Raw genomic sequence first — 20,514 nt, forward strand, 5'->3', positions numbered from 1 at the left:
CGTTCGATTCAAAATTCTTTGGTTTATAGCGATGGGGAGAGATTAGGTCTTTGCGGCAGAGATAGCAACCGTGTTGTGGTCAGGGAATAGCCTGCGTCGTCGCGGTTTGACTTAAGGGCGGCGGGGTAACGTTAAAAATTAAAGTTTCCTGGTTTTTGGTCGTTAAGTACTCATTGTCAATCATTGTGTCCGGCCACAGAACCTCACGTCGACGACGCACAACGATCCATTGCGCCCGCTCCCGGTGTTGCTGTTTCAGTTATGGAAAATAATCATTAATGAAGAATATTTCAGTACGACTTGCGTTGACTGGCGCAATTTCCATTTTCGCTCTGATGATTCTGGCGATTTCCTGCGCGGGCCTGTTTGCGCTCACGCGCTCAAACGACACGACGGAGTTCGTTCACCAGGCCGACAGCCGGGTGATCCTGATCAATGATGTCTATAAAGATTCCGCGCGTACCCGCGCAGGCTTTGCCCTGGTCTATGCCAGCTTGCTGAAAGAAGGCAAGGCCGATGACTGGATTTTCAAAAACATCGAGAAGACCCACGGGCGCATGACGGCCAATATCCAGTTATTCAAAGACCTTCCCGTATTGCTAAGCGGCGATGAGGCCATCAAGACTGAACTGGTGGACTCGGCGCATGCGCTCAGCCAGCTTCTCGACCAGGCGGAGCATCTGCTGCAGGTGGGGGATGTGCAAGGCTATTACGCTATCAACATACAGGATATCGACAAAGCAGGAGGGCGGTTTTCCACCTCGCTAGAGAAATATCAGAAAAACACCCGTGAAACGGTAAACGCGCTGGCGCAGATGCGCAACAGCGAATACCGCCAGTTGCTGTGGACGATGACCATCGTATTGCTTATTGCCTTTATGATAACCCTTACCGTGTTGTACGTGTTGCGAAACATCATACTGCGACCATTGAACTATGCGATTGTGCAACTGGATGCGGTCGCCAAAGGCGATTTAACCGCCGACATACAGGTATCAAGCAAAAACGAAATCGGTAAATTGCTTTCCGCCATCAGCGGCATGCAGCAAAGCCTGATGCGTCTGGTCACGCAGGTACGCCTGGGCGTCGAAGAGATCAACACCGGTTCCAAAGAAATTGCGGCAGGCAATACCGATCTGTCGTCTCGCACCGAAGCGCAGGCATCTTCGCTGGAAGAAACCGCTTCCTCGATGGAACAGCTCGCCTCCACCGTCAAGAAAAACGCCGAGAATGCGCGCCAGACCAGCCAGCTTGCCGCCAACGCGTCTCAAATGGCCGAGTCCGGCAGCAAGGCCGTATCGGAAGTCGTCCAGACCATGAACGAGATTTCCTCCAGTTCCAGCAAAATTTCCGTGATTATTTCGGTTATCGACAGCATCGCGTTTCAGACCAATATACTGGCGCTGAATGCGGCGGTGGAGGCCGCGCGCGCGGGCGAGCACGGCAAGGGCTTTGCGGTGGTGGCAAGCGAAGTACGCACGCTGGCCCAACGCTCCGCATCTGCCGCCAGGGAGATAAAATTGCTCATAGAGGACTCCGCGGCCAAGGTCAATATCGGCGCCGGGCAAGTGGAGCGCGCCGGCGCAACCATGCATGAAATCGTGTCGTCAGTGAAGTGCGTGACTGACACCGTGGCGGAAATCTCGGCGGCATCGCAAGAGCAATCCGCCGGTATCGACCAGGTTAACCTGGCGGTTTCGCAGATGGACGGCGTCACGCAGCAGAATGCCGCGCTGGTGGAAGAGTCCTCAGCGGCCAGCGCCTCGCTGATGGGGCAGGTACGCCTGCTTCTTGATACTATTCAGGTATTCAAATTGCATGAACCGCAAGGGCGGCAGGAAGAGAACAGGCAAAACGGCGCCAAAGCATTGCCGCGTCGTGCCGCTAAGCCCCTTGATAACCCCAAGGATAATGCCGGCTGGGAAACATTCTGAAGACGTTATCCCCCGAGCGTTACACGGGGGCCCGCCCCTGTTCGCCGGGACGGAAAAGGGACCGGGCTTAAGGAGCCATCAGTCGGGAAAAATGTGTCCGGATGGGTACGCTCCGCGCACCGCCGGCTTCGGCGCGCCCGCCTGTTAACGTGCGGGCGCGCCTCGGTTTTTCTATCCATAGACTATCAGTTGAATACCATGCCGCCATCAATAATCAGCGCTTGTCCGGTCATATAGTCTGAGTCGGGTCCCGCCAGATAGGATACGCAGGCCGCCACGTCTTCCGGCTCGGATATCCGGCCCAGCGCAACCGTTTTCGCCCACTGTTGCAGACCCCACTCCAGGGACTGTTTATTTTCATCGGCGACTTTTTTAGCGATGTTTTCCATCATCGGCGTACGCACAATACCCGGGCAATAGGCATTGACGGTAACGCCCAGTTTAGCCAGGTCGCGCGCCGCCGTTTGAGTAATGCCGCGCACGGCGAACTTGGTGGCGCCATAGACCGCCAGATCAGGGTTGCCGACCTGTCCCGCCTGGGATGAAGCATTGATTATCTTGCCGACGATGTCGCCGGGTTTGGCGGGTGTCCTGGTTTTGAAGTGTTTAAGGGCGGCTTGGATACCCCAATAGACGCCACCCACGTTCACGTCAAAAACCTTATGGTAGATTTCCGGCGTAATATCCTCAAGAGGCGTTGTCGGGCCTAAACCTGCATTATTAATCATGACATCAAGCCGGCCGAACGTCGCCACCACCTGGTCGACAGCGGATATGACATCCTCGCGCTTCGCCACGTCCACCGCCACGGCCAGGGCTTTGCCGCCGGCTGCCTCGATCAATGCCACCGTCTGTTTCGCCGTCTCGGCGTTAAAGTCCAGACTGCCGATAGCAAAGCCATCTTTCGCCAGGCGCAGCGCAATGGCTCTGCCAATACCCTGTCCGGCCCCGGTCACAACCGCGACTTTCTTGCTTGAATCGACCACTGTATCCTCCTGGGTCTCTGGTTTACATGCAAACCGTTACGTAAACGGCTTCTGATTACTCTTATCGAGTATCTAGGCATAGCAGAAAAAAAGACTTTATCCTGGCATAAGTCATTAACAGAAACAGAATAGTTGGGAATTTTGCAATTAAACACAGGCGTAAATACCGCAGCGGCCCCCGCTCAATATATTTTTATTATGAGATAATACTGAGGGGAAATGGGCGATGATGATGCCTTGAGTGGCTTAAAGCTGTTATTTATTAATATCATGAGAATAGGCGGGCTAAATGTAGGCTTAAGCGGCTTGGCTTTTAATGACCGACGTAGGCATTCATACGAACCATTCACATTCTAACTCTCTGTTTTTGAGCTGATTTCTCCCCCCCTTGCTATAAAGTTTCGCCCACATAAACCGATACCTATAAAAGCTCAGATCAGCCAATCGATAAGGCGTGGGTAATATTTTATTTACAACTGATTGGCTTATAACGCCTATGCCCGGATGTCAGCATAGAAATGATGAATAGGAGCAGTTTTATGAATTTTTTTAAAAACAGCAGTATCAGAGTGATATTAATCATCACGCTTGGATTTTTTTTGCTTCTCTGGGGCGGTGTTGCGGCATTTACCCTATCGTCATTGGGCCAGGTCACTCATCTTTTGACTGTCAGTGAAGATCAGAAAAAAGATATTGATATCATTACCCGTGGTAACGACCAATATTTCCGCACCGTTACCCGGTTGGCGCGTACTATGGATTATAGCCAGACGGGAGAAACGGCCGATGCCGATAAGGTATTGGCCTCCGCCGCGGTGGCGATGAAAAACTCAGCGGATGCGCTGGCTGAATTCAAATTGCGCCCTCATCCCTCCATAGACGCCGCGGTGACCGAAAACATGATCGCGACGTGGTCGCGTATGGTTTCCCAGGGACTGGAGCCGTTATACCGCGCGGTACAGAACAAGGATATTGAACAATTTCGTCAGGTTTTCAGGATGCAGTATCCCCCGCTCAGCCTCGCCTTTGGGCAGGCGGCGGAAACATACAAGTCCGCGGCCATGTCGGACCAAAGCGCGCGGCAAATGGTAGTGATGGTTGACAGGTGTAAGACCATACTCATTGCGGCCATTATCGCCGGCGTAGTCATACTGCTCCTCACCGATCGTTATCTCGTCAATTATATGATTAAACCCCTGGGCCGTATTAAGGCGCAGTTGCATACGCTATCAGAAGGACACTTGGATGATGCCATCGTCGATGTTGGCCGTAACGACGTTGGCTCGCTGATTCCTGATCTACAGGAAATGCAGCGCAACCTGATTCGTACCGTCACCGCTATCCGCGATGGGTCGGCCTCCATTTACCAGGGCGCGGGTGAAATCAGCCTGGGCAACACCGATCTCTCATCGCGCACCGAACAGCAGGCGTCGGCGCTGGAAGAAACGGCGGCCAGCATGGAGCAGTTAAGCGCCACGGTGAAGCAAAATACCGAAAATGTCATGCAGGCCAATAAGATGGTGCAAGATGCCGCAGATACCGCCAGACAGGGCGGCGCAATAGTCGATGACGTGGTGTCAACCATGATAAGCATCACCACCAGCTCGAAAAAGATCGCCGATATCACCGGGGTGATTAACGGCATTGCTTTCCAAACCAATATCCTGGCGTTGAATGCGGCGGTGGAAGCGGCCAGGGCCGGCGAACAGGGCCGTGGTTTTGCCGTGGTGGCGGGGGAGGTGCGCAGCCTGGCCCAGCGCAGCGCCCAGGCAGCGAAGGAAATAGAAGGGTTGATCGCGGAGTCGGTTGAGCGGGTGGATACCGGCTCCAGGCAAGCTTCCCGCGCGGGTGAAACCATGCATAACATTGTGCAGGCGGTGACCCGGGTAACCGACTTGATGGGCGAAATTTCTTCGGCGTCGGAAGAACAAAGCCGCGGCATCAGCCAGGTGGGCAATGCGGTGGCGGAAATGGACGGCGTAACTCAGCAAAACGCGGCGCTGGTCCAGGAATCGGCCGCGGCGGCGGCCTCGCTGGAAGAACAGGCCCGGATGCTGACGGAAACGGTCGCGGTATTTCATCTGCCGCAGGCTGCGGACGCGCGCAATGGCGGCGATAAGATCAACCGGGTTGCTAGCCGGGCCACCCTTACCCCGGCACAAGCGGCGGCCAGGCCCGACAAGGCTCACAATAACTGGGAAACGTTTTAGTCCCCCGCCGCACATTCCCGCCCGCACTCTAAGGGCGGGAATCTTCGGCGCGCATCCCTTTCTCCTCTACGCCTGTTAATTGCTTCACTATATGAAGCAATATCGCCAATGAATTTATGACTCCTCTCACGCAACGCGCATGGGCGATAGCTTCCCGTCCGCGCCGGCATACACTGCCGGATACCCGAGCTTTTACCGGGAATAATGCCGCAATTTCCAGAGGAATAATAAAATAATGGCCCTACAAAAACCGACTGTGTTCTTCAGCGCAGTATTGTTGAGTCTGCTTGCCCTGCCTGATTTGGCCAGGGCGGATATCATGCTGCTTAACCGAAATAATAATCTGCCTATGCTTAACGGGGTGGAATGGCAATTCGGCGGCCTTATCCGGCCGCAATATCGTAATAAAATGGGCTCGGCCGATGATCACACCTATATGCAGCGGGGATATGACAGCGGCAGCTTTGTTCATACTTCTTTAAATTATTATCTCAATGATGATATTAATCTATTATGGTATTACGAAGTCGGTATCGATATCTTTAATGAGCTCGGGGCCGGCAGCCATTTTGATCATAATAAAGATACCACCTTCACCCGTAAACATTATGTTGGTATCGCCAGCAAGACCTATGGAACCTTGACCTTCGGACAGCAAAACAGCGTCTTATACAGTGTTATCGGCGCCAAAACCGACGTATGGGATAATGATATGCACGGTCAAGGGTCGAACAATGGCGTCAACGGCAATTATGATGGTTCCTACCGCGGTAAATATTTGCTCAAATATGTCCAGGACGCGGGACCGGTAACCCTGAGCGCCAGTTGGGACGCGCCGGTGAATGATTATTATATCAGAAGCGACAATGTCCGTTACCAGCGCCAAACCGGCGGCGCCGGCGGCATGGATTACCATATCGCCAAGGATTTGACGCTCAGCGCCGCCTACAGTTATACCCGGGCTTATATCATCAGCCGCGCCCCGACGGGGGATGGCGCGGATACAGCGGGTTATAATCAACAGATAACCGGTATCGCGGCGCAATGGAAACCGGATAACTGGACTTTGGCGGCAACGGCCGGGTATTACCATGATTTTATTCCGCGGCGTACCGCCAGGGTGCCGACGGCCTATTTTGAAGGGCAGGCGCGGGGTTGGGAATATATGGCGTCGTATCGGTGGCCGGTGGCCGCCCGGGCCATTACCGCCGTCAAGCCTTATATCGCCGGCGATGGGATGCGCTGGGAGCATTACCAGACGAACCACACCTACCTGGGGATTGCCGCGGAACTGCCCCATGGCTTCCAAATTGATTATGAACGCACTTTCAGCAATACCACGGATAACCAGCCGGATGAAAACTGGGTCCGCCTCTGGTATCGGTTCTGATAACACCCCCTTATTCAATCGAGATGAGTACTAACGCAATCCAGGGCTGTTTTGGCAAATGCTTCACCATATGAAGCAATTTCCGCATGGGTTTTATGACTGCTCTCACGCAACGCCCACGCGTAGTGGCTTGTCGCCCGCCGCCGCCTACACTGCGGGTTATGCGGATAAAACAGCTGCCCAGGCCTGCCGGTGTCCCGATGTACCGCCAGGCATATGACGTTTCGTTCAGGAGATAAAATGAGCAATTCCATCACTCACCGGACAGAGGACTATCCGGCCGAGACATCAAAAACAAAAAGACAACGGACGTTTAAAATCATGATGTCGGCGGGCGTCGGCCACTTTATCGAGTGGTTCGACTTTGGCCTTTACGGCACGCTCGCGGCCATCATCGGCAGCAACTTCTTTGCCAGCAATGACCCGACGGTGGCGCTGCTGAAATCCTTCGCGGTGTTCGGTTCCGGTTTTTTAATGCGTCCGCTGGGCGGCTTTTTCTTCGGCTCGATGGGCGACCGGCTGGGGCGGCGGAAAGTCCTGGTGACGGTGATTGTCATCACGTCCTGTTCCACCTTTGTGATGGGCATTCTTCCCACCTATGCGCACGTCGGCATACTCGCGCCGGTGCTGCTGGTCTTGACCCGCCTGGTGCAGGGATTCGCCGCGGGCGGCGAGAGTTCCGGCGTTATCACCTATCTGGCGGAAAGCGCGCAGCCTCATCGCCGGGCCAGCCTGACCTGCTGGAGTGAAAATTTCAGTTTTATGGCGTTTGTCTGCGGTTCCGGGCTGGTGCTGTTCCTGACCCACCAGTTGGGGGAGCCGGCGATGAACGACTGGGGCTGGCGCATTCCTTTCCTCCTGGCCGCGCCGCTGGGGCTTGGCGGTCTCTATATGCGCCGCAATATGGAAGACTCCGCCGAATTCCATATGCTGCAAAAATCGGGAAAACTGGAACACTCCCCGCTGCGTACCACGCTTACCACCTCCACCCGCGCCTTGCTGTTTTGCGTCGGTTTTGTCGTGGTGAAGGCGGTGAGCAGTTGGGTATTGCAATCTTTTATGCCCAGCTATCTCTCCACCTATTTGCATTATTCCCATACCGATTCCTATCTGATCACCATGCTCGGTCTGTTCAGCGTCGCCATCGTCATGCCGCTGGCGGGGTATCTCTCCGATCGGTGGGGACGCCGGCCGCTGATGCTTATCGGCTGCGGCGGTTTTATTCTGCTGACCTACCCGGCGATGATGGTAATGGAGCAAGGTTCGGTAGCCGTCTCCATCGTCGCCATGAGCCTGCTCGGCATGCTGGTCGCCTTATTTAACGGCGGCTGCGGCGCGGCAATGGCGGAGCTTTTCCCCACCGCGCTGCGTTACGGCGGCATCGCCATCGCCTACAACATGACGGTGGCGGTCTTTGGCGGCGTAACGCCGCTGGTCTCGGCGGGGCTTATCTCCGCCACCGGCAATCCGTTGTCGCCCGCTTTTTACGTCATGCTGACCGCGCTTATCTCTTTTGTCGCCGTGTGCCTCGCCAAAGAGACCGCAGGCAAAAAACTGGATTAACCCGCAAAACCGGAGTGGATATGAAGATCGTCGACGTACAGTGTTTCCCGTTAAAAATCAAACCGCAGCAGATTTATCTCGGCGGAGATCCGGATGGCGGCGGGGATTACTACTATCGCCCTGAATACCGCTGCGTCTATTCACGCAAAATGGAAACCTGCCTGGTGAAAATAACCTGTGATGATGGCCATGTGGGGTGGGGCGAAGCGCTGGCCCCGGTGGTGCCGCAGGTGGTCGCGCAGTTGATTACGCACCTGTTTAAACCGCTGCTGCTGGGAGCCAGTCCGTTTAGCAGCAATGTCCTCAACACGCAGATGTACAACTCAATGCGCGATCGCGGCCATACCGCCGGCTACCACATTGATGCGCTGGCGGCGGTGGATATCGCGCTGTGGGATCTCAAAGGGCATATTCTGGGACTGCCGCTCCACCAGCTGCTTGGGGGCAGCTTTCGCGCGCAGGTTCCCTGCTATGTTTCCGGTCTGCCGCGCCCGACCGTCGAAGCCCGTTGCGAGCTGGCCCGGCAATGGCAGGGGAAAAATTTCAATGCCGTCAAGCTGGCGCTGGGCTATGGCGTCGACGAGGACCTGGAAAATGTCCGCGCCATCCGGCAAGCGCTCGGGCCGCAGGCAACCCTCTTTATCGACGCGCACTGGAACTACAGCGTTCACGAGGCGGTAAGGCTGGCGGAAGGCCTTAAAGCCTGTGACGTCGGTTTTCTTGAAGCGCCGCTGCTGCCCGAGGATGTCGCGGGTCATCGGGAATTACGCCGGAAAAGCGCGGTGCCGGTGGCCCTTGGCGAAACAGAGCGTACCCGCTATCAGTTCCGTCCTTATATCGAGCAGCGCGCCGTCGACATTCTGCAACCGGATGTGGGGCGTACCGGCATTACCGAACTGATGCATATCGCCGCCCTTGCCGAAACCTGGAACCTGCTGGTGGCGCCGCATCTGAGCGTCGGCCTGGGTCCTTGTATCGCCGCCTCCATCCACGTGGCCGCCGCGCTGCCCAACTTTTTTATGCTTGAGTTCCAGCCGCCGGTGTTTGACCTGGCCAACAGCTTGCTGCGCCAGCCCCTGGTTTGCCGGGACGGTCACTATGCGCTGCCCGCGGGGCCTGGCCTGGGTATTGACATCAATGAAGACAAAGTACGTGAAAATCACTGGAGTGACGCATGTTAAAAGGTAATGTTCCGATACTGGCAACCGCTTTTGATAACCAGGGGGAGGTCGATCTCCCCGCCATTGTTAAACTTGTGCGCTTTTTGCTTGAGCAGGGTATCGACGGTTTGGCGCTGTTTGGCAATGCCTCGGAAGGCTATGCGCTGACGGGGCAGGAAAAAGACGCGATTTTTAAGAGCGTAAAGGCCCTGACCGGAGACCTGCCGTTGGTGGTTGCCACCGGCGGCGCGGCGGCGCCGGTGGCGATAGAGGAGATTAAACGCGTTGAGCGCTGGGGCGCGGAGGTGGCGATGATCAATCCGCCGTCGGTGGTAAAACCCGGCCCGGACGAGATCTACCGGTTCTACCGCGACATCTGCCGACAGAGCGATATCGAGATCATGATTCAGGACGCGCCGCAAATGACCGGCGTCAGCTTTCCGGTTCCCACGCTGATAAGGCTGTGTGAGGATTTCCCGCAGATTCGCTACATCAAGGTAGAACAGCCGCCCACCACGCTGAAAATCAGCCAGCTTAAGGCCGCGCTGGGTGACAGGGTCGGGCTTTTCGGCGGGCTCAACGCCGGTTTCTTATACGAGGAACTCGCGCGGGGCATTGTCGGCACCATGCCCGCCTGTGAATTTCCCGAGGTGATAAATGCGATTTTGCAGGCCTGGGAACAACATGACAAGGAGGCGGCGCGGGCGCTGTTTTACCGTTATTTGCCCTTCCTGCGCTATGGCGTGCAGCCAGGATTGGGTGTGGCGGTGCATAAAGAGATATTGCACCGCTCAGGACTGTTCGCCACCGCCGCGGTGCGCGATCCGGCAAAGGGGCTCGACGAGACGACGCGTCTGGAGCTGCAGGAGATAACCGACCATCTGCCGCTGGCGATTTTGGCACGGGCGCAATGAACTACATTGCCGTCGACTGGGGGACCAGTAATTTTCGCGCCATGCGCGTCAAACAGGGCAGGGTGGTGCGCGCCGTGCAGTCTGAAAAAGGCGTCGCCCGCTGCCGGCGCGGGCAGCTGGGCGCAGTGTTGCGCGAGGAGCTATTACGGCTGGGCGATGAGTACGACGAACACGTGCCGGTTATCCTGTGCGGCATGATCGGCAGCAATATCGGCATAGTGGATGCCGGTTACCTGGCGCTTCCGGTCAGCTTTCATGATTTGACCGCCCGCGGATTGCCGCTGGAAAACGTATTGCCCAATCCCGTCACCGTGCGCCCGGGCATCTGCAGCCGCGAGGAGCACGAAATCTGCCGCGGCGAGGAGATACAGCTGGCAGGAGCCTTAAGCATCAGCGACGCGCGGATATTCGCCGCCGTGGGCACCCACAGCAAATGGATAACCGTTGATCGCCGGCAGCAAAAAATCGTCGGCCTGCGCACGCTGATGACCGGCGAACTGTACCACCTGGTGCTGAATCATTCGGTGGTCGGCAAGGGGCTTGGCGAGCAGGATTTTTCCGAGGACATTTTCCGGCAGGGGGTGGAAACCGCCGAGGCCATTGACCGGGGCGACAGCACCCTGCTCAGCGAACTGTTCCGCTGCCGGGGGCGTTATATCCTTGGCGAGTTCGAGGCCGCCTTTGCCGCGGCCTGGCTATCCGGCCTGCTGGTGGGCCATGAAGTCTTGACCGGCCATGCGCGGCACGAAAGCGTGTGCTTCATCGGCTCCGCCATCCTGCTTGAACGCTATCAGCGGGCATGTCATTTACTTCATCTTCCCTGTACCACTCTCGCGGCGGAAGAGGCGATTATCACCGGATTGAACGAGGTATTCGACGATGCTGTTTAATGGCAATGTCATCGCCATCCTGCGGGGCATAACCCCGGCCGACGTTATTGCGCAGGTCACCGGCCTGGTGGACAGCGGTATCAGCGATGTGGAAATTCCCGCCAATTCGCCGGACTGGGCGCAAAGTATCCAGGCTATCAAACGCCACTTCGGGCGACAGGTGAATCTCGGCGCGGGCACCATCATCACCACCGCGCAGGTGGCGACCTGCGCGCAGGCCGGCGCTGATTATGTCCTCACGCCCAACCTTGACGAAAATGTCGTCCGCGCCTGTCAGGCCCAGGGGCTGGAAACCTGTATCGGCGTGTACACCAGTACCGAGATTTTCGCCGCCAGCGCGCTTGGCGCCAGCGCGCTGAAAATCTTTCCGGCGGCGGCGCTGCCGGCAAATTGGCCCCAGCTTATTAAGGGGCCGTTTTGCCATGCCACTCCCTTTTGCGCGGTGGGCGGCATTGATGCGGACAATATGGCGGACTATCTGCGGTATTACGATAGCGTGGGGATCGGTTCGGCGCTATACCGGCCTGGACAGCCGCCGTCCCTTACCCGCCGGCGCGCCGTGGCGCTGATGGGGCGAAGTCCGGCCGGCCCCGCCCTGTAATGCCGGCCCGGCGGCGCTTATCCGCCGCTGATTTTCTGCGCCGCCGACACCAGGAACTTTTTCAGGGTTTCCAGTTCCAGCCGTTCGCCGCTCAGGTTTGACAGCGCTATCGCCGCCTGCATGCCCGGAATGGTGCAGGCCATACGGTACTCCTGCGGCGGATAGCGCTTCACCAGCACCTGATGGCGCCGGGCGCCGTCGATATCTTCTTTTATCAAATGAAAGTCATGGATGCCAATCAGGCTGACGATTTCCTCATCGCTGCGCGCGGCCAGCAGTTTAATGCCGATAATCGACTCGGTCACCGGGACCGAATCATAATTCCCTATCGCCCGGGCCACGCTTTTCCCCTGCCGGGTATGAATCAAATAGACGACATCCCTGCCGCTTAGCACGCCGATGACAATGGAAACCGGCTTATTGCCCACTTCCTCGAGTATCTCAAGCACGGCTTTGTAAAAGGCGGAATTATGAATGGCATGGGCGGAAAAACGGTGTACGCCAAGGCCGAGCGAGTACTTGCGCTTTTCATTGCGATGCACCATCTCCAGTGCCAGGAGCGTTTGCATAATGCGGGTCACTTTTGCCGAATCCAGCGATAACTGGCGGCCAATCTCACGAATACCCGTGGGCTCGCTCAGGGTGGCCAGCAGGTTCATACAGCGAAACGCATCATAAACCGAATGTAGTAGCATCTTACTCCCTGTCGGGGGATGCCCATGGGGTTCGGGAATACCGTGGGCAGCGGCATCCAGCTTGGTGGTCACTATTATAACCTGGATCCGGCGCGGTCGGAATCCCGTCGCGGGAATCCTGGGCGCGCAGGCGCCGTCAAGAGTAAGCGATGTCTCTGATGCGATTTTATCATCGGTAAATCAGGTTGGGGGGAGTAACCGTTACGGTTAGGGATGCCTGTTTTTGCTATGCGGATTAGGACATCAAAAACAGGCAATAACACAAAATGAGGCAGAGGCGTGTCGGTTTAACGAAACGGAAAACCGACTGATTATCTATACCCTCAGAACTGGTACTTCATGCTTACGGCTAACACATTATCCGTGACGATACCGGCATTTTCGGTGAAGGTGTTGTCATCCAGCAAGTTAACTTTATAGTCAACATAGGTCACCATATTTTTGTTGAAGTTGTAGGTGAAACCAAAGTCAACAAATTTGACCAGGTCCTGGGCATCGTAGTTGTTGCCCTTACGGTCAGTGCCTAAATTGCTGCCGCGTGTTTGGTTATAAGCGACGAAGGGAATCAGACCTGAAAGCAGGGTGTAGCCCGCATAGAGTTCCACGGCCTGTGATTTATTGGCTAAACCGTAGGCGGTACCACTCGGCGATCCGAATTTCGCCGCATTGTAGGCTTGCGTATACATGGCCGCCAGATAAAGGCTGTCGGCATTATATTTAATCGCCCCGGTATAGCCCTCAGCTTTTCCGCCCCCGCCCATGATGCCTGGCGCGGAATTTTGCTCATCGGTAAGATTCGAGCTAAAAAAGGCACCGGCGACGCTGATACCGGACTTAAAATCGTAACTCAAAGAGGAGCCGTAACCATCGCCATTTTGCGACAATACGTTACGGGTACCCGGCTCGCTGGCCCCACTATCGTTTTTACCTTGATACTGTAACGCCACTTTCAGGCCTTCAACCAAACCGAAGAAATCGGTGTTGCGGTAAGTGGCGATACCGTTGCCACGTTTGAACAAAAACTGGTCAGAGCCATAGGTGGAAGCATCGAATTCCGGCTGCATATCGGTATAGGATGCGGCATCATATAACACACCGGTGTTACGACCATAATCGAAAGAGTTAGATCCGGCAAATTTTAAACCAGCATAGGCATAACGCGTAAATGCGGTGTTTTGGCTCTCGGTTTGGTTACCCTGAATTTGATATTCCCAGCGGCCGAATCCAGCCAGCTGATCAGAGATTTGGGTCAAACCCTTAAAACCAAAACGCATATATGTTTTATCGCCGTCAGCACTTTTATCATCTGATAAATAATGCATGCCATTAAAAAAACCATATAAATCTAATTTATTGCCTTCTTTATTATAAATTTCTGCCGCCCCGGAAGTGGTTGAAACTAATAATGCAGGAATCAAAAGTGTCAGTAGGTAAGGTTTCATTATAAACGACCTTTATCAAAGTTAAGTGTGTGTAATATAGTAAGGGTAACGTTACTTTTTAATAACAGCGTAATAATGTCATTAATATAAAAATGGCATGGCAATGAACGTGTCGACGGCCAGGATATATTCCTGTAAAGATCGTTATCTTATCATTGCTATAGTATGGCCGTGATGGTACAGCGTTTCAGTACATCATTCTGTTTTCATCTCATGCGCCAATACAGCGGGTGCAGGCTGAGTTTTTTGGCTTTCGTTGCCGGAAACCGGTACATCCTCAAAGCCCAGCAACAGCGTCAATATAAAAGAGAGCACCACGGCGAGCGCCATCACCCCGAAAACCCAGACGATAGACATCGGATGGGCGGGATCAAAGAACTGAACGCTGGTGAAAAGCCCCGGCGCCGCCATGGAATGGCTCGCCAATCCTGCCGCGCCCGCCACGCCGCCGCACACAAAACCACTGATTATCGACGCGATAAGCGGGCGTTTCAGACGTATTGCCACGCCATACAGTGCCGGTTCCGAAATTCCGGCCACAATCGCGGAAGCCGCTGCGGCAAGGGCTGTCTGACGTAGCTCGGAGTTTTTAGTGCGCCATGCCACCGCCAAAGATGAGCCGCCGAGCGACAGGTTTGCGCCGATTTCCGACGGCATAACCATGCCTTCGGTCCCGGTTGTGGCAATGGTCTGGATAATGGTCGGCGTGAACACTCGATGCATACCGGTCATGACCAGCAGTGGCCAAATCCCGCCCATAATCGCCACGGACAACCAGCCAAGATAGCTATGAATGGTGTAGACCAGGGCGGAAATGGCGGTACCGATCCAGATCCCTAACGGGCCAATCAATACGATGGCGATCGGGGCTGCGATCAATACGATCAACATCGGTTTGAGGAAGTTTTTGGTCACTGCCGGGGTGATTTTATCAACCCAGCGTTCAATATAGGAAAGCAGCCAGGTCATCACCAGCGCCGGGACCACCGTGTAGGAATATTTTACCGCCGTGACGGAAATTCCCATAAATTCGACGTGCTGGCCTTGTGCGGCTTTTGCCATGAGATCAATAAAGCCGGGATGGACCAATACACCGGCAATCGCAATCGCCAGCGACATATTCGTTTTAAATTTTACCGCTGCGGATGCCGCAACCATCACCGGCAGGAAAAAGAAGGCGCCGTCGCCAATCGCATTAAGAATAATGAGTGTCGCCGAGGTGCTGGAAAGTGCTCCGGTCATAGTGAAAACCATAGCGAGTAATTTCACCATAGAACCGCCGATAATGGCCGGAATCAGCGGTGACATGGTGCCGATCAATGCATCCAGAATGCCCGCACCGATGCTTCTTAGGGTAATTTTATTTTTCCCCGGCAGGGGGCGTTGCGCAACGGCATTTTCCGGCAACAGCTTAATGACTTCGGCATAAGCCTGCGAAACCGTATTGCCGATGATCACCTGGCACTGGTTGTTGTTTCTTACTACCCCCAGCACGCCGCTGATGGATTTCAGTTTTTCTGTATCCAGCGCTGAATCATCATTAATAACAAAACGTAAGCGCGTCATACAGTGGGTGACGGCGGTAATGTTATTTGCCCCGCCGAGGGCATCGACTATCGATTGTGCTGATGCCGCATAATTTTTAGACATAAATAAAGTCCTCTTAAGTAGGTACCCGGTTCTATACAGATTACTGAACCTGGTCGGCTTGCGGGCCACAATATCCGGACAGTAAATCAGCCATATTTACAGCTGATACCGGTGCATACCCATGATATCGCGGTGTGGCTTCATGGGGTTGTAATAACCCATCAGGCAGCCGCCCACGTATTTCTTGGTCGCTATGATAGTTGTGCAACCTATTATTTTTCTATTCATGAGGGCGGGCTAAAGTCAACATTCACCGCTTCGAATGAATATAATGTTACTTACCCAGACCTGATGTGGGTTTAAGGTTTATATTGGCGGTCAATCCAAATCTGCCCCCTTGCTCGCAATAACCTTTTTATACCAGTAAAATGATTTTTTTCTCTTTCTTGCCAGGGTACCGTTGCCATGGTCGTCGCGATCGACATAGACGAAACCGTAGCGTTTGCTCATTTCACCGGTGGAGGCGGAAACCAGATCGATGCAGCCCCACGAGGTGTAGCCGATCACCGGGATTCCGTCGGCGATGGCTTCGCCCATCGCTTTGATGTGCTCACGCAGGTAGTTGATGCGGTAATCGTCAACGATTTCACCCTGTGCGTTAATTTCGTCTTTTGCGCCGAGGCCGTTTTCCACCAGGAATAACGGTTTCTGGTAGCGGTCATACATCATATTCATCGTGATACGCAGGCCCAACGGGTCGATGCCCCAGCCCCATTCGCTGACGTCAAGATGCGGATTTCTCAGCGAGTTGACGACATTGACCGCACTGCTGTTATTCTCGCTCATGTCCGCCGAGGCGCAGCGTGAAGCGTAATAACTAAAGGAGACGAAATCGACGGTATTTTTCAGGATCTCGTCATCCCCCGGCGCTTTGTCGAGGGTAATGCCCTTCTCGGCAAAAACGCGTTTGGTGTAGGACGGATAAGCACCGCGCGCCTGCACGTCGATAAAGAACAGATTTTCGCGGTCTTTTTGCAGCGCCGCCCAGACATCTGCCGGTTTGCAGGTTCTCGGGTAGAAATTACCGCCCGCCAGCATGCAGCCGACCTGATTCTCCGGGTTGACTTCGTGGGCAATTTTTGTCGCCAGCGCGCTGGCGATCAGTTCGTGATGTACCGCCTGATATTTTACCTGCTCCTGATTTTCACCCGCTTCGAATACCAAACCGGCACCGGAGAATGGGCTGTGCAGCAGGATATTGATCTCGTTGAAAGTCAGCCAGTATTTCACCAGACCGTCAAAGGCTTCAAAACAGGTTCGTGCATAGCGGGTGAAAAAATCGACCATTTTGCGGTTGCGCCAAGAACCGTATTCAATCACCAGATTCATCGGCACGTCGAAGTGGCTCAGCGTCACCAAAGGTTCGATGCCGTTTTTTTTACATTCGGCAAATACGTCGCGATAGAACGCGATACCTTCGGCATTCGGCGTCAGTTCGTCACCGTTCGGATAAAGACGGCTCCAGGCGATGGAGGTTCTGAACACGGTGAAACCCATTTCCGCCATCAGCGCGATGTCTTCTTTATAACGATGATAAAAATCAATTGCCTGATGGTTCGGGTAGAACTCATCGTCTTGCAGCGTGAAACGCTTTTCCTGACCGAGTTTAACCGCCAAACGATGTTCGCCGTGCGGGATCATATCGATTGTCGCCAGACCCTTTCCACCTTCAAAACACCCGCCTTCGGCCTGGTTGGCGGCAATCGCGCCGCCCCATAAGAAACCGTCGGGAAATAATGATGCACTCATCTAACAATCCTCTTTTTTCAATTTCTTTAATCAATATTTACAGCACGTTGCAAAACGGCGCGGGCGATGGGTATGTCCATGGCGTCGGCAATGGACGGCGATAGTGCTGTAAAATAGGCAGGCATCAACAATAAGTCTCTATTTTTCATGTAATTATAAGTTTTTCGTTGCCTATGAGCCTGCGTTATCGTCATCTTTTTACTTTCTTGCCGAAACGATAAGTAACCGGTTTCACACAATAGTGAGTTTATCTATTTTAGAATTCAATAGTTAATTTTAACTCTGCTTCAATTTTGTGATGCCGATCCCTATGGGGAGACATTGCCGGTCGAAATCTCCGGAAAACTCACAAAATGTGTAGAATGGCGTATCATTTTCCGTTTAGGTATGCCTGATGTCGACAATGCAGGAAGTGGCGTCCAGAGCCGGCGTCTCAAAAGCCACGGTTTCACGCGTTCTTTCGGGGAAAGGCTATGTCAGCCAGGAAACGAAGGATCAGGTGTTCAAGGCCATCGAAGACACGGGATATCGTCCGAACTTGCTGGCGCGTAATCTGGCGACCAGCAAATCCAAGTGTATCGGGCTGGTGGTCACCAATACGTTGTATAACGGTAATTACTTTAGTGAGCTCATTTCTCAGGCGGCCAAAAAACTGGATGCGAATGGACGCAAGCTGATTCTGGTGGATGGGAAAAACAGCGTCGCCGAGGAACAGGATGCCATAGAATTTCTACATGATTTAGGTTGCGATGGCATCATTATTTATCCGCGTTTTTTATCCATCGACAAAATGGACGCTATCATCGATAAATATAAAATACCGGTAATGGTGGTGAATCGAAAATTAAGGAAGCATCTGAGCCACTGTATTTATTGTGATCATAAAGGATCGAGCTTTAACGCCACCAAAGCGCTCATTGAACGTGGTCACCATGACATTGCATTTATTACCGGTTCTATGGATTCCCCCACGGCCATTGAACGCTTTTCCGGTTATAAAGAGGCATTGACCGCCTGTGCTTTACCGGTGCAGGAAGCGCTGATCGTAAAGGGTAAATGGTCATCGGCCAGCGGCGCGGCCGCGGTTGATACTCTTCTCGCCGGGAATCAGCCGTTCAGCGCCATTCTTGCCAGTAACGACGAAATGGCGATTGGTGCCATGAAAAAACTCAACGACGCCGGTATAGCTGTGCCTGCCGATGTCTCGGTGATCGGTTTTGATAATATCCCGATCGCGCCGTTTCTGATTCCGGCGCTATCCAGCGTGAAAGATCCCGTCAGCGATATGGTCAACGAAGTGATTAATCAGATTATTTCGATGCTTGATGGCGGATATTTGTCCGAGCAAAATCAATTTACCTCAGATCTTATTCTGCGGGATTCTGTCATTAATGGTCCGCAATTTTCTGCGCAGAACGCCATCTGAATACAGAATATCCCGGCGGTATAAACAATGACTGGCCATAGCCTCTCCGGCCAGGGTGTCGTTTCCAACTCAATCGATGGGCAATGAACAGCCGGGAGCTTTTGACGGACAAATCCCGGTTTGCGGCCATGGATAGGGTTTTTCCCGACTCGCTATAGACGCGATCGCCTAAGCGGGTGACGCCAGGCGCGGGAGTAACGATGACGACCCGTTATGACCGTGACTCTGATGGCTGGACTCCTGGACCGGCGGGTTTATTCACCATAACGGGCTTAAACCCGCCAGGCAAATAAATAAAGACGGCCTTGGCCTCGTCCGATATCAGTGGAGGCGCAGTACGACGATGCCCGGTTTGTTTTGCAAATAGGCCGCCAACGGGGAATCCACCACCTTCATATTGTGGCTAAGCGATGACGCGTTACGCAAATAAACCACGTCGGCGTTTTTGATCAAAAAGCCCACGTGCGAAACGTCCAGCCCCGGCGAGGGTGCATAGATGCCGATCAGATCGCCGGAATAAAGCCCAGCCAGCACGGCAGCGTCGATTTTTTCCGTGGGAATATAGCTGATCCTGCGCTCCACGATAGCCAACCCCGGAATATACACCTCATCAACGCCCTTGCGGTTGAGGTATTTGGTGACGCCGATCGCCTGCGGGCTAAGTGTCGCGGTAATATCCACGGCATTGGCCGGTTCCCTGGCGCACCAGTCGCTAAAAAAATGGTTTCTGGCCAGAAAATGCATGTCGCCCGCCTGGTAGCGTATTGCCGCCAGGCGCTGGAAAAAGTCATGCTCACTGCGGGATGTGGCCAACGCGCAGACATAGTCCAGCAGGGTAAAGCAGTCTACGCCGCGAAAGTCGGCCACCAGCCGCTCTTTTTCGGTGAATGAGCCCACCAGGGTATTGGCTTGATAGGGCGTGGCTAAAAACTGTTCGGATAGCCTTTCCAGCCGCTGGCCAAGGCTAAGATCGCGGCAGGGCAGCGCGATGCGATCGATAAGCCGGTTGATTTTTTCCGAGGTAACGGCATCCGTCGCCATGGTGGCAAAGGCATCGTCCGGGCCAGCGGATACGCTGCTTTGATCCTCGCGGGCGTCCGTTCGTTCATCGCGGGATAAACGGGCATAATCGTTAGCATTATCGATATTCATCATTCACTCTCGCCGGCATGAGCTCCCAGGTAAAAGGTTACCACCCTGGCGGTAAATTTCAATAAACGCCGGCAGCACGGTTTTATCGCGGCTGCCAGGGCTAAATCAGGGCGTGGCCGATCCATACCGGGTACTGAGCACAATAGGCTAACGCTCAATTCCTGCCGCACAGTAGCAGAAAAAGGAGCTGGATAAGCAGAGCCGACGCGGGTTTGTTTGATTTGCAGATAATAAAATCATGGTTGTAAAAACAGTATTGACATTACCGTGAGATGTATTAGATTTATATCCAACGCCGGTGCATTGAGCAGTAAAGATTATATCGAGCCGGCGTAGTATGTAGTGGATTAAATTAAGCAGTATCAGTTGTAAGAGTTAAGTAGTAAAGTAAGTAAAGAGTAAGTAAAAAGTAAGTAAATAATGCGATAAAGGCCACGAAGTACAGAGTAACATTATGCCGGTGAGAGTGGCTTCAATAAACTCGAACGGCGATGCTTAAAGGCCAGGTAGTCAATCTCTGCCATCGCATGTTAATATCGTCATGAAAACGCGATGAGTTAAGGCTTTATAGTTATTATATTGTTCGCGATGGGTGTAAAACGGTATTAAAGTAGGTATATCGCGACAGAAGTAAAGCCACGTAACACAAAGTCTATATCGCGAGGGGGATGTACTGTACAGGCTTAGCTAAAGTGATACGCATAGGGCTAAGTGAACAATTACCTTTCAGGCAACAGATGGGAGGACATCGT

15 protein-coding genes are annotated in these 20,514 nt (G+C 53.8%); 9 read left to right on the top strand and 6 right to left on the bottom strand.

Features of this window, described 5'->3' with window-relative positions; genetic code table 11:
* The first annotated feature begins 278 nt into the window (after positions 1–278).
* Positions 279–1,934 carry a methyl-accepting chemotaxis protein gene (locus ACL2XM_RS26045; RefSeq protein ID WP_413731928.1) on the top strand — a complete coding sequence of 552 codons (1,656 nt, stop codon included), beginning with the start codon at positions 279–281 and terminating at the stop codon, positions 1,932–1,934.
* A gap of 185 nt (positions 1,935–2,119) precedes the next feature.
* On the opposite strand, the gene ACL2XM_RS26050 is transcribed toward ACL2XM_RS26045, so the two are convergent.
* Positions 2,120–2,920, bottom strand: a complete 801-nt coding sequence (locus tag ACL2XM_RS26050) for a (S)-acetoin forming diacetyl reductase (protein ID WP_410013518.1) — start codon at positions 2,918–2,920, stop codon at positions 2,120–2,122.
* 539 nt (positions 2,921–3,459) lie between these two features.
* Here ACL2XM_RS26050 and ACL2XM_RS26055 point away from each other — a divergent pair.
* From ACL2XM_RS26055 to ACL2XM_RS26085, 7 genes are all read left to right on the top strand, one after another.
* Positions 3,460–5,130 (top strand): methyl-accepting chemotaxis protein, encoded by a 1,671-nt coding sequence (locus ACL2XM_RS26055; RefSeq protein ID WP_413731930.1) that lies wholly within the window; start codon positions 3,460–3,462, stop codon positions 5,128–5,130.
* 235 nt (positions 5,131–5,365) lie between these two features.
* Positions 5,366–6,520, top strand: coding sequence for a porin (locus tag ACL2XM_RS26060; protein ID WP_413731931.1), 1,155 nt, complete (start codon positions 5,366–5,368; stop codon positions 6,518–6,520).
* Between the two features lie 240 nt (positions 6,521–6,760).
* Positions 6,761–8,083 carry an MFS transporter gene (locus tag ACL2XM_RS26065; protein WP_410013521.1) on the top strand — a complete coding sequence of 441 codons (1,323 nt, stop codon included), beginning with the start codon at positions 6,761–6,763 and terminating at the stop codon, positions 8,081–8,083.
* A 20-nt stretch (positions 8,084–8,103) separates the two neighbouring features.
* A complete protein-coding gene (locus ACL2XM_RS26070) occupies positions 8,104–9,264 on the top strand; it encodes a mandelate racemase/muconate lactonizing enzyme family protein (protein ID WP_413731933.1) in 1,161 nt (386 codons plus the stop codon).
* Complete coding sequence (locus ACL2XM_RS26075; protein WP_410013523.1) at positions 9,258–10,157, top strand: dihydrodipicolinate synthase family protein; 900 nt, start codon at positions 9,258–9,260, stop codon at positions 10,155–10,157. The genes ACL2XM_RS26070 and ACL2XM_RS26075 overlap by 7 nt, the downstream gene beginning before the upstream one ends.
* Positions 10,154–11,047, top strand: a complete 894-nt coding sequence (locus ACL2XM_RS26080; protein WP_413731935.1) for a 2-dehydro-3-deoxygalactonokinase — start codon at positions 10,154–10,156, stop codon at positions 11,045–11,047. Before ACL2XM_RS26075 ends, ACL2XM_RS26080 begins: the two co-directional genes overlap by 4 nt.
* Complete coding sequence (locus ACL2XM_RS26085) at positions 11,037–11,648, top strand: 2-dehydro-3-deoxyphosphogluconate aldolase (protein WP_413721449.1); 612 nt, start codon at positions 11,037–11,039, stop codon at positions 11,646–11,648. The genes ACL2XM_RS26080 and ACL2XM_RS26085 overlap by 11 nt, the downstream gene beginning before the upstream one ends.
* A gap of 17 nt (positions 11,649–11,665) precedes the next feature.
* On the opposite strand, the gene ACL2XM_RS26090 is transcribed toward ACL2XM_RS26085, so the two are convergent.
* The 4 genes from ACL2XM_RS26090 to ACL2XM_RS26105 all read right to left on the bottom strand — a co-directional run bounded on the left by ACL2XM_RS26090 (position 11,666) and on the right by ACL2XM_RS26105 (position 17,184).
* Positions 11,666–12,343, bottom strand: coding sequence for a helix-turn-helix domain-containing protein (locus ACL2XM_RS26090; RefSeq protein WP_410013526.1), 678 nt, complete (start codon positions 12,341–12,343; stop codon positions 11,666–11,668).
* A gap of 323 nt (positions 12,344–12,666) precedes the next feature.
* Positions 12,667–13,785 (bottom strand): porin OmpC, encoded by a 1,119-nt coding sequence (gene ompC, locus ACL2XM_RS26095; RefSeq protein ID WP_410013527.1) that lies wholly within the window; start codon positions 13,783–13,785, stop codon positions 12,667–12,669.
* A 195-nt stretch (positions 13,786–13,980) separates the two neighbouring features.
* The gene (gene ascF, locus ACL2XM_RS26100; protein ID WP_413731937.1) at positions 13,981–15,435 is read right to left on the bottom strand and encodes a PTS cellobiose/arbutin/salicin transporter subunit IIBC; all 1,455 of its coding nucleotides are present in this window, start codon (positions 15,433–15,435) and stop codon (positions 13,981–13,983) included.
* A 318-nt stretch (positions 15,436–15,753) separates the two neighbouring features.
* The gene (locus ACL2XM_RS26105; RefSeq protein ID WP_413731938.1) at positions 15,754–17,184 is read right to left on the bottom strand and encodes a 6-phospho-beta-glucosidase; all 1,431 of its coding nucleotides are present in this window, start codon (positions 17,182–17,184) and stop codon (positions 15,754–15,756) included.
* 394 nt (positions 17,185–17,578) lie between these two features.
* On the opposite strand from ACL2XM_RS26105, the gene ACL2XM_RS26110 reads away from it, so the two are divergent.
* Positions 17,579–18,610, top strand: coding sequence for a LacI family DNA-binding transcriptional regulator (locus tag ACL2XM_RS26110; protein ID WP_413731939.1), 1,032 nt, complete (start codon positions 17,579–17,581; stop codon positions 18,608–18,610).
* A gap of 321 nt (positions 18,611–18,931) precedes the next feature.
* On the opposite strand, the gene ACL2XM_RS26115 is transcribed toward ACL2XM_RS26110, so the two are convergent.
* A complete protein-coding gene (locus ACL2XM_RS26115) occupies positions 18,932–19,765 on the bottom strand; it encodes an N-acetylmuramoyl-L-alanine amidase-like domain-containing protein (RefSeq protein WP_413731940.1) in 834 nt (277 codons plus the stop codon).
* Positions 19,766–20,514: the final 749 nt, after the last annotated feature.

Origin of the sequence: Sodalis sp. RH20 (genome assembly GCF_047324205.1) — a bacterium.
Classification (GTDB): domain Bacteria; phylum Pseudomonadota; class Gammaproteobacteria; order Enterobacterales; family Enterobacteriaceae; genus Acerihabitans.